Annotated in this window: 17 protein-coding genes; 6 read left to right on the top strand and 11 right to left on the bottom strand. The window is 46.5% G+C overall.

Features of this window, described 5'->3' with window-relative positions:
* Nucleotide 1 precedes the first annotated feature (1 nt).
* The 4 genes from E7L17_RS10020 to E7L17_RS10005 are packed head-to-tail and all read right to left on the bottom strand — an operon-like array spanning nucleotide 2 to nucleotide 3723.
* A complete protein-coding gene (locus tag E7L17_RS10020) occupies nucleotides 2-979 on the bottom strand; it encodes a hypothetical protein (protein WP_316323101.1) in 978 nt (325 codons plus the stop codon).
* On the bottom strand, nucleotides 976-2139 hold the full coding sequence (locus tag E7L17_RS10015) for a serine/threonine protein phosphatase (protein WP_316323100.1): 1164 nt from the start codon (nucleotides 2137-2139) through the stop codon (nucleotides 976-978). Before E7L17_RS10015 ends, E7L17_RS10020 begins: the two co-directional genes overlap by 4 nt.
* Complete coding sequence (locus tag E7L17_RS10010; protein WP_316323099.1) at nucleotides 2126-3400, bottom strand: PBSX family phage terminase large subunit; 1275 nt, start codon at nucleotides 3398-3400, stop codon at nucleotides 2126-2128. Before E7L17_RS10010 ends, E7L17_RS10015 begins: the two co-directional genes overlap by 14 nt.
* 2 nt (nucleotides 3401-3402) lie before the next feature.
* Complete coding sequence (locus tag E7L17_RS10005) at nucleotides 3403-3723, bottom strand: hypothetical protein (RefSeq protein WP_316323098.1); 321 nt, start codon at nucleotides 3721-3723, stop codon at nucleotides 3403-3405.
* A gap of 363 nt (nucleotides 3724-4086) precedes the next feature.
* On the opposite strand from E7L17_RS10005, the gene E7L17_RS10000 reads away from it, so the two are divergent.
* The 4 genes from E7L17_RS10000 (at nucleotide 4087) to E7L17_RS09985 (ending at nucleotide 8197) form a co-directional block, all read left to right on the top strand.
* Entirely contained in the window at nucleotides 4087-4467 is a 381-nt protein-coding gene (locus tag E7L17_RS10000; RefSeq protein WP_316323097.1) for a GntR family transcriptional regulator, read from the top strand.
* On the top strand, nucleotides 4464-5324 hold the full coding sequence (locus E7L17_RS09995; protein WP_316323096.1) for an ABC transporter ATP-binding protein: 861 nt from the start codon (nucleotides 4464-4466) through the stop codon (nucleotides 5322-5324). The genes E7L17_RS10000 and E7L17_RS09995 overlap by 4 nt, the downstream gene beginning before the upstream one ends.
* A complete protein-coding gene (locus E7L17_RS09990) occupies nucleotides 5321-5959 on the top strand; it encodes an ABC-2 transporter permease (RefSeq protein WP_316323095.1) in 639 nt (212 codons plus the stop codon). The genes E7L17_RS09995 and E7L17_RS09990 overlap by 4 nt, the downstream gene beginning before the upstream one ends.
* A gap of 396 nt (nucleotides 5960-6355) precedes the next feature.
* Nucleotides 6356-8197 (top strand): methyl-accepting chemotaxis protein, encoded by a 1842-nt coding sequence (locus tag E7L17_RS09985; RefSeq protein WP_316323094.1) that lies wholly within the window; start codon nucleotides 6356-6358, stop codon nucleotides 8195-8197.
* A gap of 274 nt (nucleotides 8198-8471) precedes the next feature.
* On the opposite strand, the gene E7L17_RS09980 is transcribed toward E7L17_RS09985, so the two are convergent.
* From E7L17_RS09980 to E7L17_RS09970, 3 genes are read right to left on the bottom strand one after another with little or no spacing between them, the layout of a single operon-like run.
* On the bottom strand, nucleotides 8472-10376 hold the full coding sequence (locus E7L17_RS09980) for a trypsin-like peptidase domain-containing protein (RefSeq protein ID WP_316323093.1): 1905 nt from the start codon (nucleotides 10374-10376) through the stop codon (nucleotides 8472-8474).
* A 22-nt stretch (nucleotides 10377-10398) separates the two neighbouring features.
* On the bottom strand, nucleotides 10399-11916 hold the full coding sequence (locus tag E7L17_RS09975; protein WP_316323092.1) for a HAMP domain-containing sensor histidine kinase: 1518 nt from the start codon (nucleotides 11914-11916) through the stop codon (nucleotides 10399-10401).
* Between the two features lie 29 nt (nucleotides 11917-11945).
* Nucleotides 11946-12635: a response regulator transcription factor gene (locus E7L17_RS09970; RefSeq protein ID WP_316323091.1), complete on the bottom strand. Its 690-nt coding sequence runs from the start codon at nucleotides 12633-12635 to the stop codon at nucleotides 11946-11948.
* A gap of 357 nt (nucleotides 12636-12992) precedes the next feature.
* On the opposite strand from E7L17_RS09970, the gene E7L17_RS09965 reads away from it, so the two are divergent.
* Nucleotides 12993-13415 carry a GtrA family protein gene (locus tag E7L17_RS09965; protein ID WP_316323090.1) on the top strand — a complete coding sequence of 141 codons (423 nt, stop codon included), beginning with the start codon at nucleotides 12993-12995 and terminating at the stop codon, nucleotides 13413-13415.
* Nucleotides 13416-13453: 38 nt separating this feature from the next.
* Nucleotides 13454-14830: a glycine--tRNA ligase gene (locus E7L17_RS09960; protein ID WP_085832610.1), complete on the top strand. Its 1377-nt coding sequence runs from the start codon at nucleotides 13454-13456 to the stop codon at nucleotides 14828-14830.
* 74 nt (nucleotides 14831-14904) lie between these two features.
* Here the strand turns inward: E7L17_RS09960 and E7L17_RS09955 are convergent, their stop codons facing one another.
* From E7L17_RS09955 to nifJ, 4 genes are all read right to left on the bottom strand, one after another.
* Nucleotides 14905-15432: a flavodoxin domain-containing protein gene (locus tag E7L17_RS09955; protein ID WP_316323089.1), complete on the bottom strand. Its 528-nt coding sequence runs from the start codon at nucleotides 15430-15432 to the stop codon at nucleotides 14905-14907.
* Nucleotides 15433-15452: 20 nt separating this feature from the next.
* On the bottom strand, nucleotides 15453-16211 hold the full coding sequence (gene ymfI / locus E7L17_RS09950; protein ID WP_316323189.1) for an elongation factor P 5-aminopentanone reductase: 759 nt from the start codon (nucleotides 16209-16211) through the stop codon (nucleotides 15453-15455).
* 25 nt (nucleotides 16212-16236) lie between these two features.
* On the bottom strand, nucleotides 16237-16971 hold the full coding sequence (locus tag E7L17_RS09945) for a 16S rRNA (uracil(1498)-N(3))-methyltransferase (protein WP_316323088.1): 735 nt from the start codon (nucleotides 16969-16971) through the stop codon (nucleotides 16237-16239).
* Nucleotides 16972-17366: 395 nt separating this feature from the next.
* Entirely contained in the window at nucleotides 17367-20924 is a 3558-nt protein-coding gene (gene nifJ / locus E7L17_RS09940; protein WP_316323087.1) for a pyruvate:ferredoxin (flavodoxin) oxidoreductase, read from the bottom strand.
* Nucleotides 20925-21330: the final 406 nt, after the last annotated feature.

Below are 21330 nucleotides of genomic sequence, written 5' to 3'. Positions count from 1 at the left end.
GTTAAATACGGAATACGTCGTTCCCGCTTGCCGCCGCAGCTTGTGGTTCCTGCATCAGCTGTGCGCGCATCGGCATTGCATCGGCGGCCTTTTGCTTGAGCGACTTCTCCAGCAAAATCAGGTCATCCAGTTCCATGCTTTTTACCGCTCGGCTCATCACCTCTGAAGGGATTCCCGTTTGGCTGAGCGCACATAGCCTTACAATACTTTTGCTTACACTCTCGCGGTACTGCCTGCCGCTTTCTGCAAGCGCTTCCAATCGTTCCATGTGTTTTGAGAGCTCACCTACCTGTGCAGCGGTAAGCGTTACGCTTTGCCCTGACTGCAACGCTTTCTGAATTTGTTCCATCCCCATTTCACCCTCTCTTTCTGGTAAAAAGCCTTTGATTACTCCGGCTTGCCGCTGTGCCGGTACCGCCACAAACGACCATTCATAGGCGTCAGTAGGTCCCTCCAGTACCGTACAGCAAACGCTATTATCATAACGGTGTCCTTTTACATGCGTACACGCTTGGGTCTTGCGGTCAGCCCCGCAAATGGAGCAAAGGGTCTTCCCAACCGCACAGCCAACGCTCACCTCTTTTTTAATCCCCGACTCCAGCTCTAGAATCAAATCTCCGTTTTTCTCGGATTTTGGCAGGTATGCCCTTGCTACCAACCGTGTGTACGGCTCACCTGCCTGCGTCTTTTTCTGCGCGTCCGTCTCGATATGCGTAGAAAAAATGCGTGCGGTCTGGTCTGCACTTTTCATGCTGTGGTCAAACAAACCGGTTTTGCCAAGAAAAAGCTCGCCCAGCCGCTCCAGTGCTGGAATGGTAAACCGTTCAAAGTCACGGTCAATCTCGTTATCGCACAATACAACTGAAAACACATACAGCTCTTCTGGGGAAAACTCTCGCCTTGTATAACGGCTTATTTGCTCCATCTCTTGTGCAGATGCCGTTGCCCCAGCACTTTTTAATACATAACCCTCTCTCATTCTTTCCCCTCTTTCTCCTTTTGCACGTCCCATTCCAGCTTTGCGGCCTGCGCATTTTTCAGCCTTGCGCCTGCAAGGTCAACCGTATCCTGCAAGCTAATATCCTCCCATACAATCTCCATGCGCTCGGAGTACCCGTTCATTGAGAGCCACAAGCGGCATATTTTCTCAATCACCGGTTCCAAAAGACGGCGGTAGCTCTCCAGCTCACTGGTGAGAAGGTCCGACTGCTGGGAGGACATCCGCTCCGTAGAGGACCAAGATAGCCCCAGTAAAAACGGCGGTACACCAAGCTTTGCAACAATCTGCTCCAAAAGCTGACGCACCGGAATTTGGCTGTCTAAAATCTGGTTATCTGCTCCTATTACACGAATGCTCACATCGCCAACGGCAACAAAGTCGCTTACACCGGCTCCCGGCTGCATGGCGCGGCTCCATTGCTCCGCAATCTGCCGGGCACGCTCCGCGCCGAATGCACGGTCCCCCTCCCCGGAAGGCTTATAGGTTACCGCAAAACGGGCATTTCCCACACGGTCCCAGTTCACGCCGATTGTATGGTAGATTTTCATTAAGATTTCGCCCATGAACGGGAGACCCCTTAAAATAGATACCCCTCGTACTTCTCCCGGCTGAGGGTTTAGTGCAGAAAACAGCACCAAATCCGGGCGGCGTACCGGCACCAACTCACCGGACTGCCCACGAACGCAAAGCTGCACTCCCAGAGGGTTTTCTCCACGATGAAGCTCCAAATGCTCCAGCCTCGCATTGTAAAGCCCCGCAATATCGGAAGCATCTGCCCTCAATAGAATTTCACCCACAGCAGTACCATAGGTAAGCATTTGATCCAAATAGGTGCTCAAAAATGCCTGAATTCCGGTTTGCGCCGTACCTACTGGCACATGCTTTAGAAACGCATCCAATGCTCGCCGGGCGCAGGCCTCCGGGCAATCCACGTAAAAGGTACCAATGAGCCTTACTGTCTTTTCCAGCGCAGCTGATATAAGCGGAACCGACTCTCGTAGTGTGCCGTACAAACGCTGCTCTCCGCCGGAAAGCGGTGTGCACCGGTTCCAATTCCAGCCCGCCTGCCACTCAGAACGTAAAGCCGTCTGTGCGGTGGGAATGTTAGCAGAGCTCTTTTTCGTTCTAAACCACCCCATCGTACTCTCCTGTCCGGCGCGGGGCGGCTATCGCATAGCAGCCTAACGCGTCTTGTTGTAATATTGTTGCGGTAAAATACCGAATGTCATCCATGGCATGGTCATTTTCCTTTATTGGTGTATCTTTGGTGTGATCCGAGCTCCAACGGTAAAGTGAAAATTCCCGCATTGCATCGGCACATGTGTCGCAGATGCGAATTTGCCCATCCTTTAGAGCCGCCGCAACCTGCCGTATCCCATCCACCACGTCGTTTCTCGCCGGTAACACTTGGTAGCTCCCGTGCCGGCGAATCACTGCCATAAAGCTGGCCGCAGAGGGGTCAGCTACCACACAATCAATTCTTCGTGCTCCGGCAAGCTTACACAAACCGGTATAATGCTCTTCGTCCGTTCGCTGAAAGCCCTCTCTGCGCGAATCGTAATAATACTCTGCAATTCGGTACCAGCAACCTTTTTGTTCCCCCCATAACCCAAAGGACGAGGGATTCACTGTACCGTAATCACACGAGATAATATAACGCTCGAACGCATCGCTGGGCACGGGGCAAAATTGCTCCTTCGTCATAAAAGGGTACACAAGTCCCTCTGCCGCCACCCATTCCCCCAGTACAAAGCGCCGGTAAAACGTTCCAGAATATAAACCGCGGTAGCGCTCGAGCATCGCCTTTGAGAGGGAAGGATTATCTTCCATTTGAAAATGAAGGTACAATGCCTTTTTTTGTGCCGCATTCATAATCCACTCTCGGTAGAACCAATGCTGGGGGTTTTCCGGGTTACAGTTAAACCAAAAAGTTGAACCCTCTACCGAGCAGCGAGCCAATGCCTGCTCTACAAATGAGCGAGGCATCAATGCCACCTCATCAAACAAAACCCCTGCCAGTGTCATCCCTTGTATGAGTGCGCAGGACGATTCATCCTTACCGCCAAATAAAAAGTAACGGTTTTCTCTCCCACATGCCGAAATCGTCAGCATGTTTTCAGAAAGCCGCAGGGTACATTCAAATCCATTTTCCTTAAGCACCGGCAGTAACGGCATCACCAAATTCCGCCGCAGCGAACGAATGGTTTTCCCGCAAAGAGCAAAGGATTGACCATCAAATCGGTAAATGGACCAAGCTATAAAAGAGATGCTAAGGCATAGCGTTTTCCCGCTCCTCACCGCTCCGTCACATATTACGGCACTGTACTGCTCATAAGGACTGCCGTTGCACCACCAACTCAATGCCTGAAGCTGCTTTTGCGAGAACGGATGAAACACCAAGCTCAATCCCCCTCTGAAGAATCCGCCTGAAAGCAGCCCACACTTTGCTCTAAAGCTCGGTAAAAATCACCCGCTCCCTGTTCACGCTCATCACTTAGCTGCTCTAGGCACTGCATAGCCTTAATGCGGTCAAAAAACTTGATTTCCATACCACCGCCCTTTGGGCGCTTTATTTCTGCTACATTAAATAAATCCAATTTGCGTATTTCCAGAACATTGGGGTCATCGCAACACATAAGCCACACTGCATCAGAAATGCCACCAAACGCCAGCTTATCGTAACCACGCATAATTTTACGTTTTGATTTATTGGGTTGTGTCATGTAAGCTCCTTTCTCTTTTTATTTGCTATTTACTTCGATTTTCTGATAAACCGTTTCTTCCATAAACTCTTCTATTCGGGGTGCTTTTCCCTTTCTTTCATCTTTTGTAACAATCTTGTGCTTTCTCTGCTATGAATCGTCTGGTTATGAATCCCCCAGACAAAATAAAAAAACTTTCTCCCAAAAGAGAAAGCTTTCCATATTTTTTTTATTTTCTTTTATTTTAGGTCGATTTTCATCACAAATTGTAAATTATAATAAATAATATACTGAAAGTAATAACGAGAAAAGAGTTGACTTTTTTCTTTTTAGTGAGTATACTGTGTATATAGTGTATATACAGTATGCAGAAAGGAGAGCTATGTGGATATTTTAATCAGCAACTCCGACACCAGGCCTATCTATGAACAAATTACACATCAAATTAAGAATCAAATCATCAACGGTGCACTAAAAGAAGGGGATGCTTTACCATCGATGCGCGTTCTAGCAAAAGAGCTGCGTATTAGCGTTATTACAACAAAACGAGCTTATGAAGATTTGGAGCGGGATGGCTTTTTAATCACACGAGCAGGCAAGGGAAGTTTTGTTGCCACTCGCAATGTAAGTGCGATCCAAGAAGAGCACTTACGCCAAGTGAAAAATCACCTTTCAAAGGCAGTTCAGCTTGCGTTATTATCTTCCATTTCGCAAGAACAGCTTTCCGACCTTCTCAACCGTTTATACAAAGGAGAATCTATATGAGCAATCTATTAGAGGTTCGTGGCATAACAAAGAACTTTAAATCATTTTCCTTACAAGACATCAGCTTTTCGGTTCCCGGCGGAAGTATTATGGGAATGGTAGGCGAAAATGGAGCTGGTAAAACCACCACCATTAAATTAATTTTAAATGAGATGCAGTCAAACGGAGGAGTAATAAAAGTATTTGGGCTTGATTTAAAAAAGCATGAACGCAAAATTAAAGAACAAATTGGCGTTGTCTTCGACGATAGTTATTTCCCGGGCGATTTTAATTCTCAAAACATTAGCAGTCTTTTAAAATATTTCTTTCAAACTTGGGATGAACCTTTGTACCAATCTTATATAAAAGAATTCAATTTGCCAAAAGAAAAGAAAATAAAAGACTTTTCCAAAGGAATGCGAATGAAGCTCTCAATCGCCGCTGCATTGGCACACCACCCTCGCCTGTTGATTCTGGATGAAGCCACCAGCGGTCTTGACCCCGTCGTTCGCAGTGAAATACTCGATTTGCTGCTGGATTTCATTCAAGACGAGGATCATGCCGTCCTTTTTTCATCGCATATCACGGCAGATTTAGAGCGAATCGCAGACTATGTTACGTTTATTCATGACGGCAAGGTACTTCTCAGCGATTCTAAGGATGTGATTCTGGACTCTTACGGTGTTGTAAAGTGTAGTGCGCAAGATTTCTCAAAGCTGCCAAAGCAGGAGTACCTCCGCAACCGCAAAAATTCCTTTGGCTGTGAGGCTCTGGTCGCAAACCGTACGGATTTTCAAAAAAAACATCCTGATCTTGTTGTTGATGCCGCCGGCATTGATGACATCATGGTCTTCTACGGAAAGGAGCATAACCAATGAAAGGTCTACTATTAAAAGATTTTATGATTTCAAAACGCAGCCTTACATCCTTTGGCATTATCATCATCCTTTTATTTACTGCATCCTTGGCAATGCGTTCAAACCTCTCTATACTCAACGGGGGATTGTTCTCTTTTATATCTATTTATTTTACGATATTTCTATCTTTTAACTTATTTACGTATGATGAAACCTGCCACTGGAACATTTTCGCACTATCGCTACCGGTTAGCAAGCGTGTACTCGTTAGAGGACGTTATGTTTTTCTTCTGCTTGTGCTTATTTCTGCTATAGGCTTATCCATCCTTTTTTACATTGCCTTTGGCTCCGTTTTTAGTTTAGAAATATTACTTCAAATAGCTGCATCCATAACGGTTTCACTTATTTTAATCAGCTTTTTGCTTCCGTTTATTTACCATTTTGGTACTCAAACTACAAGAATACTGCTAATGGTCGTTTTTGCCTCTTTCTTTTTGTTGGCATTTTTGCTTCAGAATCTGTCTATAGCACCACCTACCCTAACTGACCAGAGTGTTATTCTTCTGTGCTATGCTGCTTTTGGAGCCTCTATTCTTTGTTTTTTCATCTCTTACCTTGTTTCTTGCAAAATCGTTGAGAATAAGGATTTTAATTAATGATTATCGCAGTATTAATTCAATATTTAATTTTTTATACATGGTACTATCTTTATTATTGAATTCATCATAAGAACATTTTTACAAAACTTTAGTAATAATTCAAATTCTTTTTCTTTATTGAATTTTTATAAGAGAACGGAAATCGAAAACGATTCCGTTCTCTTTTTTATCTATTAATAGTATTAAATTTTGTGTGAACATTGTTATTTTCTCACAAAAAGAAACGTTTTTTTTTGGAGGACACCCCCTCCATTTCAATTGACAGATTTCGGCTTGTCTTATATAATTGACGCAGTCACAACATGGAAAAATATAACAATTAATTAATGTTTATTGAGACCAAAACCAAGCTCCCATAGAGCTTGGTTAAAAATGCTGTTTTGGAGGGTCCCCATGAAAAATCTATCCATTCCTAAAAAACTGACAATAAGCTTTGCTTTAGTGGTCGTTTTATTTGGCGGTATGATCGCATGCATTATCACGCTCGGTATAAAATCTATCGCAAGCTCCTTAAGCAACTTTTACCAAGGCCCTTACCAAACCGTTACTTCTGCGGAAGATTTAAGCAAGTCTTTAAATGCCCAGCAAAAATATTTACTTATGTACCTCACAAATGACGATAAAGACGCTATTGTTGGCTATCAATCCGAACTGCGCAGGTTAGATCTCGCCATGCAGTCCGACATTGCCATTTTAAAGAACAATCTTATTTTACAAGACAATCAAGATAAGCTAAATCTGCTTATTTCGAACTCTACAAATTTGCAGAAACTAAGTAACCAACTGCAAGAAATGTATAGCCGAGGCGAAACTGAGGAAGCAAAAAAGCTCTATTACTCCGATTTTATTACCACCGCGAACTCGTCACAAAGCTTATCCTACACTTTAAGCTCTTCTTCCAAATCAGTTGCAAACCAATTCTACATATCGGCAGGCAAAACAGAACAGCAGACTTACCAAATCATAATGATTTTAAGTGGCATAATTCTGCTGGCTGTTATTCTTGTTTGCATTTACGTGGTACGCCTCATTACAAAGCCAATTAAACAAATTGAATCCGCTATGCTTCGCTTCTCCGAAGGAGAACTCGATGTAGATATTCCCTATACCTCCAAGGATGAACTTGGTGTTCTTGCTAATAGTATGCGGGCTATGTCTAGCAACTTAAAGGGATACATAGAAAATATTTCGTATGTGCTTGGCACCATATCCAAAGGGGACATGACCGTTTCGCTCGATATTGAATACAAAAATGACTTTGCACCCATTAAAGATGCACTTACCACAATTTTAGATTCACTCAACAGCACCCTTTCTCAAATTCAAGATTCAGCCAACCAAGTTACCACCGGAGCGGAGCAAGTATCCATTGGGGCACAAACCCTTTCCCAGGGGGCTACCGAACAAGCCAGCTCCATTGAAGAGCTTGCCGCTACTCTTTCTGAAATCTCCGATAAGGTAAAGGCCAATTCCGACAATGCTCAAACCGCGAACAATAATGCGGAAGACACTACCCGTATGATTCAAGACGGAGATGCAATCATGCAGCAGCTGGTCGGCTCCATGTCTGAGATGGCGAGAACCTCTGCCGAAATAAATAAGATTATTAAAACAATTAACGATATTGCATTCCAGACCAATATTCTTGCCCTAAATGCAGCGGTTGAGGCCGCCCGCGCAGGTGCTGCCGGAAGAGGCTTCTCCGTAGTGGCAGAGGAAGTTCGAAATCTCGCCAGCAAGAGTGCACTAGCCGCTGATAATACCACCGCTCTGGTAGAAAACACCTTGTCTGCCATACAGAACAGCACCAATTTGGTTGGTAAGGTTCGCAATTCTCTGGAAGAAATATCAAACAAAGCATCGGCTACCACAACTGTTATACATGAAATTACCATTTCTTCACAAGAGCAAACCGTGTCGATTGATCAAGTAAACGAAGGAATCAATTTAATCTCCGGCGTTGTGCAAACCAACTCTGCAACGGCGGAACAAAGTGCGGCAGCCAGTGAAGAGCTCTCCGGTCAGGCAGAGACTATGCTCAGCCTAGTCAACGTATTCCAGCTAAAAGAGGGGGGCCATACCTCCTTACTCACCTATGCACCAGAATACGATTTCCCGGAGAATAGCATGACGGATGCCATGACTTACGATGACGGCCTGGACTTCTCCAATTCGGAAGACCCCTTAATTTTGGAAGAAACCGAGGATGAAAAAGAACTCACAACTACACTGTAAACTCTATTTTTTTCTTACATATTCTGAAAGCCACCGGCAAAGTCGGTGGCTTTTTTGTCTGTATATCGCTAAAATCAAATCAAAGCTACTATATAATAAATAGATGTAACTAAACATTATCTCATCTAAAAGTCACTCACATTTACTTGTTTCGCATGCAAGTTATTGTTCCGACAGATTTGCTGTATTTAACATACGCTAAAAAGAAATATTCCCTTACAATTTAAAAAAGAGATGTGTCCTAAAAAATTGACACATCTCTTCTCACCCATACTTATTTTACCTTCACGGTTTTTTGTGTATCTCCGTTATCTGCTAAAAGTGTTACGGTAACATCAAACGTCTTGCCATTCTGACCAATCTTGCCGGGACGGTAAATACTAACCGTCATTTTTTCACCAGACTTGTGCAGACCCAGCTTTTGGTACAACTCTGTCATGGTAGAGATTTGGTTGCCATCCACTTTGGTTATAATATCGCCAACCTTTGCCTCTGTGCCACTAAAGGCACTGTTGGAGTCTATGGAAGCAATAATCACACCCTGCGGCCAACCGAGCTGTTGCTGAATGCTAGACACCTGATTCGCACCAATTCCCAGGCGTGCCCGCCCAGAAACATACCCGTTTTGAATCAAATCATCTATAATTCCTTTGGCACGAGCAATCGGGATGGAAAAACCCATTCCTTCATAACCCTCGGCCACCAGCTTTGAGGTATTTACCCCTACAACCTGCCCATACAGGTTAAACAGTGCTCCACCGGAAGCCCCGGGGCTAATTGCCGTATCAGTCTGAATATACGTCATATTGGCCTTTTCACTGTATCCTACAGAGCGATTCAGACCTGAAACAACACCGCGAGTCAGAGAGCTTGCAAAGGTCATCCCGCCGGGGTTGCCAATCGCCAGCACCCAGTCACCTACCGCCAGCGTATCCGAGTTCCCGAAAGAAGCTACCGGTAAGCTCTTGGCATCAATCTTTAGCACTGCCAAATCCGTGGTTTTATCAAAGCCAACCACTGCGGCATTATACTGGCTATTATCATGAAGAATCACGCGAAGCTTTTGGTGCTGTTTTGAATCTTTTATTACATGTGAGTTGGTAATGATATACCCATCCTCACGGCAGATGATACCAGAGCCTGAACTTATGCCCTCCTGCGTTTCGCACACCACACCAATAATAGAAGGAGAAACAGCCGCATAAATAGCCTTTGCAGTACTTTCATCGCCAGACGGAAGTGGCGAAACCGTTAATCCGGCAAAGCGTGGATCTGCCAACACACCAGTAGGTGCCGGTTCGGCAGTATCCGGAATCTGCGGAGCAGCCTCCGATTCTGGCGGGGACTGCGACGGTTCTTGCGGAGCCTGTGAGGAAGCCGTGGAATCATCTGGCGTGAAAGCAGAATAAAGACTTAAACTAAAAAATCCAAATACAAATACTGCTCCTAACGCAATAAGAATTCCAATAAACAGGCGGTAACCCTTACTACGAAACGGTTTTGGAGTGTACTCTGGGGGATTTCCCATTCCTCCGCCAAAAGGCGCGTACACTCTCGGTGGCTGGTAGCCAAACGGTACCTGCTGTCCCTGTGGAGGGGAATTCGGGTACCCATAGGGCGGTGGGTAAGGTGGGTAACCCTCCGGCGGCATCCACCCGTTTTGCGGGTCCGCATATGGGTTCTGCTCGGGATTTCTCTGACCATCCGCATTGGGTTCAGAACCAAACGGTCGGTATTGAGGATCCCTTTGCGCAGGCTGCCCGTAGACAGAACCATGTGGGTTTTGGTTTTGTTGCGTTGTTTCCTCCTGCATTGTACCAGCTTGCTCGCCTTGCACGGCACCAACCGGTGAAACCGTGGGCGTCTCTTTCGGCTTATCCTCCTGCAACGTCGGCTGTTGCACGGGTTCCACCTCATTGCCCTGCGACCTTTCCTGCACAATAGCAGGCTCATTCTGCTCGTCATTCGCAGAGGCACACTCAGGTACATCTTCACTTAATTGTCTATCCTCTTGCACTACATCCCGCACATTTTCTGGTAGGCGATTATTTTCTTTTTCGCCCGCATCATCCAAGACCTCTTCCCCCAAAAAAACCTCCGGTAAAGCATCCGGCCGCTGGGATTGCTCTGGCTTGTCGGCATCCCCCTCATTGGGTGTTTTCCAATCGAATTCGTCCATACTCAATCCCCCCGTAAATGAATTACCCTTTCATGTCTTTTTTCTCTTTGGGGAGCTCCTTAAACGGCGCATCCTCCGCTTCCAACTTTACTTGCTTATCTTTGTTTTTCGGCAGCCAAAATTGGAATTCGCAATACTCATTCTCCACACTTGAGACTGATATTTCTCCACCGTGCAGCCCAATAATGGTACGAACGATATACAAACCCAATCCCATTCCATTTTTATCATAACTGCGCGATTTATCCGTTTTATAAAAACGTTCAAATATCATGTCAACTTCATCCGGCGGGATTCCCGCTCCGCTGTTTTTCACCCGCACAATATTCCGGTCTGGTTTTTCTTCGACATGAATTTCAAGATATCCACCGGTATTGGTAAACTTTACGGCATTTTCAATCAGATTATACATCACCTGATGAATCATGTCCGGGTCGCCGTCCACAAACAAGCTCTCCGCATCCTCCAGCCCGCGCACCTCAAGGTGTTTGTCTTCAATCGCTTTTTCAAATGATAATAGGGCCGATAGAATGGTATTGGTTAAATCAAATCGACCGGGCCGCAGCTTTAACTCTCCATTGTCGATTCGAGAAAGATCCAACATGGTTCGAACCAAGCGAGAAAGACGCTTTACCTCTGTTGAAACAATCTTCAAGTATTTTTCCTGCTGCTCTGGAGGAATCGTGCCGTCCAATATCCCGTCAATAAACCCGGCAATAGTAGTCATCGGCGTTTTCAGCTCATGTGAAACGTTGGCAATAAAGTTTCGCCGCACCGTTTCACCAGAGGCAAGAGATGCCGCCATATTGTTAAATGCCTGTGCAAGCTCCCCAATTTCGTCGTTGCTGCTAACCGGAACACGAACCGAAAAGTTCCCTTCTCCAAAGCTGTGAGCCGCAAGCGACATTTCATGCAAAGGCCGTACCAAACGGTAAGAGAACAGCCATACCATGACAAAAGACAGCATAAATACCACTGCCGCCGCAATGAGGAACATGCGGAGCGCCTCAGTACGGTACACCTGCAACGAGTAGATGTTCGAGGCCGTAAATACCGCTCCAATGGTTACAGCGTTCCCATTGTCGCCAATTACCTGAATGGGTACACCCACAATGTAATGCGACTGCTGATAAAGACCCTTCAGAGTACCGGTTCCTGTAAATCCACCCTTTACAACCTGATTCATAATCTCCGTATCCACAGCACCAGCACCAACATCTCCGCTGCCCGTATATGCTGAGAGCAGGCGAACACCGTTTTTATCCGTTACGAAAATGTCCGCATCAATATTCACGGAGAATGCAGAGATAAACGCCTGCATTCGTTTGCCGTCCACCATGTATTGATTGTTCTGAATCATGATTACGCTTTCCGACGCAACCGCGGCTACGCTCTGCGCATTTTTACTTAGAAGCTCCCGCTTTTCATCCTGCCAGTAGCGCGAAATAAAGCTAATCATCACTACGCCCAAAAAGATAAAGCTCACAAATATGATCAGCAGGGTGATTCTCAGGTATTTTTTAAACAGAGTTTTTTTCACTCCGGAAGACGCCCTTTCCTAACGACCATTTATTCCTTCACTTCAAACTTATAGCCTACGCCCCAAACGGTTTTCAGGGCCCATTTTTCAGAAACGCCCTCCAGTTTTTCGCGCAGCCGCTTTACGTGAACGTCTACCGTACGGGAATCTCCGTAATAGTCAAATCCCCACACCTCATCAAGCAATTGGTCACGAGTAAACACGCGGTTGGGGTTGCTGGCAAGGTGATAAATAAGCTCCATTTCCTTGGGGGGCGTGTCCACCTGTGACCCATTTACACGCAACTCATAGTTTGTAAGGTTAATTGAAAGCTTGTCGAACTTTACTTCTTTAATGAGCTCATCACTGTTTTTACCTACACGGCGCAGCACCGCTTTAATACGGGCCACTACCTCTTTGGCTTCAAACGGTTTTACCACATAGTCGTCCGCACCAAGCTCCAAGCCAAGTACCTTGTCGAACACTTCGCCCTTTGCCGTAAGCATAATAATGGGACACTGCGATTTCTTGCGGATTTCACGGCATACCTGCCAACCATCCAGCTCCGGCAGCATAATATCCAAAAGCATTAAATCCGGATTCTCTGCATCAAACAGGTCTACTGCCCTTTTGCCATCATTGGCAATTGCCACATGAAAGCCTTCCTTTTCCAAATACAGCCGAAGCAGCTCGCAGATGTTCTGGTCATCATCAACTACCATAATTTTTCCTGCCGCCATTTTAACCGTCCTCCCGTTCTGTCTATATTAAAGAACAATTTGCGTAGTAAATCTTTCCCGCTTGTTCATAAACCTCTGCTTCGTTACAAAACGTAGCATTATCGCAGAGCAATAAACAAGCCTATTGCAGTTATTATACCAGTAATTATACTAAAATGGTCAATAAAAAGGATGAATATTTTTTAAAGCTTTCCCATTGCCAAGTACCTTTGGGTGTGCAAGAAAATACATTTGACTAATCCACCTGCAAAGCTCTCTTGGATTCTTCGAAATAATCAATTTTGTCGTAATTTCTATTGCAGGTTGAGCATTACAATGGTACACTGTTATGTATGGCTTGCAGGAGGGATTCCCGGTATGAATAAAATAAAAAAGCTGTGGCGTTTTCTCACCTCACCAGAGATGCTTTCTTATCTGGTATTTGGTGTTCTCACCACACTCATCAATATTTTTTTAGCCGGCCTATTATACGATATACTGCATTGGAATCTATACGTTGCCAACACCTTGGCTTGGCTCGTCTCCGTCTTGTTTGCCTTTTTTACCAACAAGCTATTTGTGTTTCAAAGCAAGAGCATGGCTCCCGCAATACTCTTGCGAGAATCCATGTCCTTTTTGGGAGCACGCCTGTTTTCGTTGGGTGTCGATACCCTCGGCATGGGGCTTTTGGTAGATTTACTGCACTGGAACTTCTGGGTGGCGAAAATCCTAATGAATGTGATTGTCGTCATTCTGAATTACATTTTCAGCAAGCTGCTGATCTTTAACCAGAAAAAATAAAGGGCCGCAGCCAGCGTCCCGAACTTGGAGGAAGAAACATGCTTAATAACAGCGAAAAGACGATGGAAAAAATTGTTGGTCTGTGTAAAAACCGGGGATTTGTTTATTCCGGCTCCGAAATTTACGGCGGACTTTCCAACACATGGGATTACGGCCCTCTGGGAGTGGAATTTAAAAATAATGTGAAAGCGGCATGGCGCAAAAAATTTGTGCAGGAAAGCCCCTATAACGTAGGGCTGGATTCCGCTATTTTGATGAACCCGCAGGTATGGGTTGCTTCCGGCCATGTGGGCGGTTTCTCAGACCCACTCATGGATTGCCGCGACTGCCATACTCGCCACCGTGCTGACAAGCTGATTGAAGACAAAGGCGGCGATGCGAACGGCATGACCTTTGAGCAGATGTCCGATTATATTAAAGAGCACGACATCGCATGCCCGGACTGCGGCTCAAAGAATTTTACAGACATCCGCAAATTCAACCTGATGTTTAAAACCTTTCAGGGCGTAACTGAAGATGCAAAGAACGAAATCTTCCTGCGTCCGGAAACCGCTCAGGGTATTTTTGTAAACTTTGTGAATATTCAGCGTACCACACGCCGCAAAATTCCTTTCGGTGTGGCGCAAATCGGTAAATCGTTCCGTAACGAAATCACACCCGGTAACTTTACGTTCCGTACCCGTGAATTCGAGCAGATGGAACTCGAGTTCTTCTGCAAGCCAGACACAGACCTCGACTGGTTCTATTACTGGAAAGACTTCTGCAAAAAGTGGCTCTTAGACCTTGGCCTTAAGGAAGAGAACATCCGCCTGCGTGACCACGAGAAAGAGGAGCTTTCTTTCTATTCTAAAGCTACAACAGACGTTGAGTTTCTATTCCCGTTTGGCTGGGGCGAGCTGTGGGGTATTGCAGATCGTACCGATTACGATTTAAAGCAGCATCAAACTCACTCCGGTAAAGCACTGGATTATTTTGACCCTGAGAGCAACGAGCGCTATATCCCCTATGTTATTGAGCCCTCACTCGGCGCAGACCGTGTAACGCTGGCCTTCCTGTGCGACGCATACGACGAAGAAGAGCTTGGCGAAAACGACAGCCGTGTGGTTATGCACCTGCACCCGGCATTGGCTCCCTACAAAGCCGCTATTCTGCCGCTTTCTAAGAAGCTCAACGATAAGGCTCAGGAAGTTTTTGCAAAGCTCTCGAAGCACTTCATGGTCGATTACGATGATGCCGGTTCCATCGGCAAGCGTTACCGCCGCCAGGATGAGATTGGTACTCCATTCTGCCTCACTTACGATTTTGAGAGTGAAGCCGATGGCTGTGTCACCATTCGTGACCGCGACACCATGCAGCAGGAGCGCGTCTCCATCGACAAGCTGGTGGAGTATATCGAAGCCAAAATTGAATTCTAATTATTTTTATATTATAAAAAAGGCTCTGGCCGTTCTTATGAACGAACCAGAGCCTTTTTGCATTTTAAAGAACATCAGCACAAGCCTTTTACATATTCCACTAACGGGGCAATGGAAGCTTCATCCATAAAATCGGCAGTCTTTCCATACGTTTCTAAAAAGAGTCGATCTTCGTCATTCCATTCTTCAGGCGCTTTGGGGTCAATCGTCATTTTCTTCATCATTGCCATCATGCCACGGTGAACGAGGGTGAGCTCACTGTAATCGATTGCTCCACGCAAATGGAATCGCTTTATTTTCTCCTTTTGCTCCGGGGTAAAATTACGATTTAAAATTTCAGAATAATCCGTAGTCTCTGGGTTCGCTAACCCTACCGTAAACACCACCAGTGTAGGACAAGGGTGCTTTAAAACCAAATCCACTCCGGCTACCCCGCCCGCATAAAGGCCACCGCCATAAACTACAATATCAAAGCTTTGCAAAGAACTCGGCGCAATGGCAGAGTGTTCAAATAGCTCCGCTCCCAAATCCCTTGCAATCCACTGCGCATACTGTTTGGTTGCACCATATTTAGACTGATAAATTACTGCAATGCGTTTCATAATATAGTCTCCCTTATTTGTTAACCAATAACCATTCCGCCGTTTACTCCCAGAACCTGCCCGGTAATAAAGTCTGACCGGCTGTCTGCTAAGAAAAACACAGCCTCCGCAATGTCACGGCATGTACCAAGTGCGCCAAGCGGTGTTTCTTCGCAGAGCAATTCCAGTGTTTTGGCAGGAAGTGCGCCGTTCATTTCAGTATCGATTACGCCGGGCGCTACACAGTTCACCTGTATTCCAGAGGGGCCAACCTCTTTGGCTAGCGCACGTGTCATTCCTATTACAGCCGCTTTTGCAGCAGAATAATGCACCTCACACGAGCCACCAATTTGCCCCCACATAGAAGAAACATTTACAATTTTACCGCTATGACGGCGAATCATCCCTTGCAACGCGCGTCTACTGCAATAAAACGCGCCATCCACATGAATGGCAAACATCGCTCTCCAATCGTCGTCCGTCAGGTCGGTAAACAGCTTTTGCTGCGCAATGCCTGCATTATTTACAAGCACATCAATACTCCCAAAATGTGCCTCTGCGTCATCGAACATTTTATCAACCTGAATCCGGTCGGCAACATCTGCACAAACCGTAAGTATCCGTTCTCCTGTGGCTACACCTAGCTCACGTTCCAGCTCTTCTGCAAGCTTTCGTGCCTGCTCCTCACTTTTATTGTAGTTGATTACCACTCGGTAGCCCGCAAGGGCAAAATGCCGCGCGATCTCACTGCCAATTCCACGAGACGCTCCGGTAATGAGTGCTGTTTTGCGCTGTTCCAATCCATTCACCTCTCTGCTCTCTTTCTTATTCCATATTCCCAGTCAATAGCATCAACGCAGAGAGTGCAGCAACTGGTGCGGTCTCCGTTCGAAATATGCGTGGACCAAGAGTTGCCACTTCAGCGCCGCTTGCAGATGCTCGCTCCACTTCTTCTTCTGAAAATCCACCTTCTGGGCCAATAAACAGCGATATCGGTTCCTCTGGGCGAAGAGCAAGGCTGCTCAGGCTCTTTCCGCCACCTTCATAGAAAAACAGGATTCTCCCGCTTTGCGCTTCCGCCTGCTGCAATGCTTTTGTATACGGAGTAATTCCAGTAACCTCCGGCACAATTCCCCTGCCGGACTGCTTGGCGGCCTCCAACGCTATTTTCTGCCAGCGTTCCACCTTTTTGCGAGCCGCCTTTTCATCCGGGCGAGAAACACAACGCTCGCTTAGAACCGGTACCACGCGGCACGCACCGCACTCAACCACTTTTTGCACCACAGAATCCATTTTATCTGCCTTTGGCAGGCATTGATATACCGTTACAAACACCGTAGGTTCACTGGCGCTTTTTTTCTTCTCCAGCACGCGTACCTGAGCACGAACCGATTCCGCTTGCAGCAACACACAGCGGTAATCCATTCCTTTTCCATCGCATAAAGTCAACTCTTCTCCCTCCCGCATTCGGAGGGATTTGACGATATGTGCTCCATTTTCCCCATCCACCCAGGGCTCGTCCCCCAGATCACAGGGAAAATCGATAAAAAATCTTGGCATGCCTTCACACTCTTTCCGGCCAGTGGCCTAACCTGTTACATCGATGGAATTATTATATTCCATACAAAAGTAGAAAGTCAAATCAATTCCGTAAAACCCGTTTTCGCTTCTATCATAGGGTAATATTGCTAGATTTTTCGTGCTATATAAGAAAAAAGCACTTTCTTTCCATATCACTCAAACTTGCTTTTTAAAAAACTACTTTTATCCCCTTTTATATCTATATGTTCGCAGATTTAGTTATTACAAGCTAACTATAGTTGCTTTTCTTCCTAGTTCGTATCCTTACCTTTATTCCATATAAAACCGAATCCCCCTGCCGGGCCCGGCAGGGGGATTCGTATTCTACCGCAAGCATTTGCTGCGGCAAGTATTTTCATCAAACCAGAAGTAAATTAGTCTTTTGCTCTTGCTTCCAGCTTTTCGTAGGTCTTCTTCGCATCTTCCTCAGCCTTATCGAACAGCTTCTCAGCACGATCCGGGAATGCACGGGTCAGCGAGCTGTAACGAACCTCACCAAGAATAAAGTCACGATAGCTCTCGGTGGGAGCCTTGCTGTCGAGCTGGAAGGGGTTCTTACCTTCGTCTGCACGGCGAGGGTCAAAGCGGTAGTTGTGCCAGTAACCGGCCGCAACAGCCTTCTTCTCTTCAGCCTGTGCAACGGTCATGCCGCCCTTAATACCATGGTTAATGCAGGGAGCATACGCAATGATAAGGGACGGGCCATTGTAGCTCTCAGCCTCATGGAAAGCCTTCAAGCACTGGTTGTAGTCTGCACCCATCGCAACATGAGCAACATATACATAGCCATAGGTCATGGCAATACCAGCCAAGTCCTTCTTCTTAATCGCTTTACCAGTTGCTGCGAACTGAGCCACAGAGCCGGTAGGAGTGGATTTCGACGCCTGACCGCCGGTATTGGAGTAAACCTCGGTATCAAATACCAGAATGTTTACGTTCTCGCCGGAAGCGATTACGTGGTCCAAACCGCCGAAGCCAATGTCGTAAGCCCAGCCGTCACCACCGAAGATCCACATGGATTTCTTGCCGAGGTAATCGCTGTCATCCAGAATCAAGCCAGCCAGTCTTGCAAGCTCACCACCTGCGGACTTTGCCTTCTCAACCTCTGCAAGCAGAACATTAGCAGCCTTTTTGTTCTCGCCGCTGTTCGGGAGAGTTTCGATATACTTCTGGCAGGCTTCCTTCAGTTCAGCGGATGCCTCATTGAGAGCCATAATATTCTCAACATAATCAATCAAGCGGTTGCGAACAGCCTTCTGGCCAAGAGCCATACCAAGACCAAACTCAGCATTGTCCTCAAACAAGGAGTTTGCCCATGCGGGGCCGCGGCCCTGGCGGTTTACGGTATAGGGAGTTGCAGGTGCGGAACCACCCCAAATGGAGGAGCAGCCGGTCGCATTTGCAATAAACATTCTGTCACCGAACAGCTGTGTTGCAAGCTTCGCATATGGTGTTTCACCACAGCCTGCGCAAGCGCCGGAGAATTCAAGCAGCGGCTGGAGGAACTGGCTGCCCTTTACGGTGCTATCCTTAAACTTCTCATGCAGTTCCGGCTTCTCAGAAAGGGTTCTGCCATATTCAAATACTTCAGCACCAGCAAGCTGTGTATCAATGGGCTTAAGAACCAATGCTTTGTTGCCCTTCATGCCCGGGCAAACCTGCGCGCAAGAGCCGCATCCGGTACAGTCAAGGGTAGAAACAGCAATGGTGAATTTCAGGCCCGGCAGACCATTCAGGTCTTTGGACTTTGTTTGTGCAGGTGCATTTGCCAGCTCTTCGGGGGTCATAACCAGCGGGCGAATAACCGCATGCGGGCAAACATAAGAGCAGAAGTTACACTGAATGCAGTTGTCGGGGTTCCACTCAGGAACATCAACCGCAATACCGCGCTTTTCATAAGCAGCACTGCCCTGCGGTACGGTACCATCTGCATAATCCTTAAAGTCAGCAACTGTCAGCTTGCTGCCGCGGAACGCATTTACGGGGTCAAGAATATTCTTTACATAGCTAACCAGCTCAGGGCGGTCACCCTTAATTTCCTTCTGGCCGTCTGTGTCAGGTGCATTCTTCCAGCTCTCAGGCACTTTCACTTCGTGGAAGCCATCCACACCGCGGTCAATCGCAGCATGGTTCATAGCAACAACCTTGTCACCCTTCTTGCTGTAAGACTTGGTTGCAGCAGCCTTCATGAATTCAACAGCCTGCTCAATCGGAATAATGTTCGCGATTTTAAAGAACGCAGCTTGCAGAATGGTGTTAATGCGGCCGCCGAGGCCAAGCTCTTTACCAATCTTAATACCATCAATGGTGTAGAAGTGAATATCATTCTGTGCGATATATCTCTTCATTTTGCCGGGTAGGCGCTGCTCAAGCTCTGCCTCATCCCACGGGCAGTTTAAGAGGAAGCTTCCGCCCTTTTTGAGGTCTTCCACAATATCGTACTTGTCAATATAGGAAGGGTTGTGGCAGGCAACAAAGTCAGCCTGAGAAATGTAATAAGTAGATTTGATCGGCTTGTCACCAAAACGCAGGTGAGATACGGTCAAGCCACCAGATTTCTTAGAATCATAATCGAAATAGCCCTGAGCAAACATGTCGGTGTGGTCACCGATGATTTTAATGGAGTTCTTGTTGGCACCAACGGTACCATCTGCGCCAAGGCCCCAGAACTTACAGGAATGAGTGCCCTTGGGAACGGTATTCACACGCTCTGCCAAAGGTAAAGACAGGTGAGTCAGGTCATCCACAATGCCAATGGTGAAGCGCTTTTTCGGTGCTTCTGTCTGCATGTTGCGGTATACCGAAATAATGTCGTCGGGAGTGGTGTCCTTAGAACCCAAGCCATAACGGCCGGAATATACAGGAACAGAGGAGTAGTTGCTGTCTGCCAAAGCAGCAAGAACATCCAAGAACAAAGGCTCACCAATGGAGCCAGGCTCCTTGGTTCTGTCAAGCACAGAAATCTTCTGAACAGATTCTGGCATCACATCGAGCATATATTTTGCAACGAAGGGGCGGTACAAGTGAACCTTTACCAAACCAAGCTTTTCGCCGGCGGCATTTAGGTAATCAATAACCTCTTCAATACAGTCGCAAACGGAACCCATGGCAACGATTACTTGTTCTGCCTCGGGGTGGCCATAATAGTTAAAGGGTTTGTAGTCTGTGCCAATCTTAGCATTGACTTGGTTCATGTAGTCAATCACCATTTCAGGCACAGCGTCATAGTACGGGTTGCTGGCTTCTCTAGCCTGGAAGAAAATATCGCCGTTCTGTGCAGTACCGCGCAGTACGGGGTGCTCGGGGTTTAAAGCACGGCGGCGGAACGAAGCCACAGCGTCTTTATCGAGCATATCATCCAGATCTTTGTAATCCCATGCGGCAACCTTTTGAACTTCATGAGAAGTACGGAAACCATCAAAGAAATGGAGGAACGGTACTCTGCCACGAATGGCGGTCAAGTGTGCAACCGCACCCAAATCCATAACCTCTTGCGGGTTATTGGAACACAACATGGCGAAACCGGTCTGGCGACAGGCATAAATGTCGGAATGATCGCCAAAGATAGAAAGTGCATGCGTTGCAAGAGCACGCGCAGAAACGTGAATTACTGCGGGCAGCAGCTCACCGGCCATCTTGTACATGTTCGGAATCATCAAGAGCAGGCCCTGAGATGCGGTATAAGTTGTCGTCAGCGCGCCTGCTGCCAAAGAACCATGCACAGCGCCGGCCGCACCAGCCTCAGACTGCATTTCCGTAACCTGAACCTCTCTGCCAAACAGATTTTTCAGCCCATTTGCGGCATACTTGTCCGTTTCGTCCGCCATCACAGAAGAAGGCGTGATTGGATAGATGGCAGCAACGTCCGTAAACGCATAGGATACATGCGCTGCGGCGGTGTTACCGTCTATGGTTTTTGTTTTTCTTACCATGTAAAATTTCCTCCTTTAAGGATACAGAATTAGGAAGCGAGCATATCAATTTGCACAGCCCTATACCTTATCTGTGCCTCCGTTTATTCTATCATTTTTTTAATATAGTGTAAAGGTAAACGGTTCTGAATTTTGGCTTTTCAGTGTATTTTTCGAAAAAGCAATTATAGCACCTTTTTACACCTATTCTTATCCGTTTCTATCTCCTATTTTTGATTTTCCCCCGTTTTGGCGGTAATCGGGGCAAAAAAGAGCATACATCTAATTTTATATCCCTCTCACATACGCTCAACTGCGCCTGCCCCTTGCTGCGTGCGCTGGGGAAGTTTGACATGTTTGCTTTTCATACGATACAATAGAAAGTATATAACGCCATTGAGACTGTTCGGAATCGTACCGAACTAAA

The organism is Clostridium sp. (assembly GCF_032576335.1).
GTDB lineage: Bacteria > Bacillota > Clostridia > Oscillospirales > Acutalibacteraceae > Faecalispora.
Note: the sequence above shows the minus strand (reverse complement) of the source record. Positions and strands in the feature narration are given on the sequence as shown.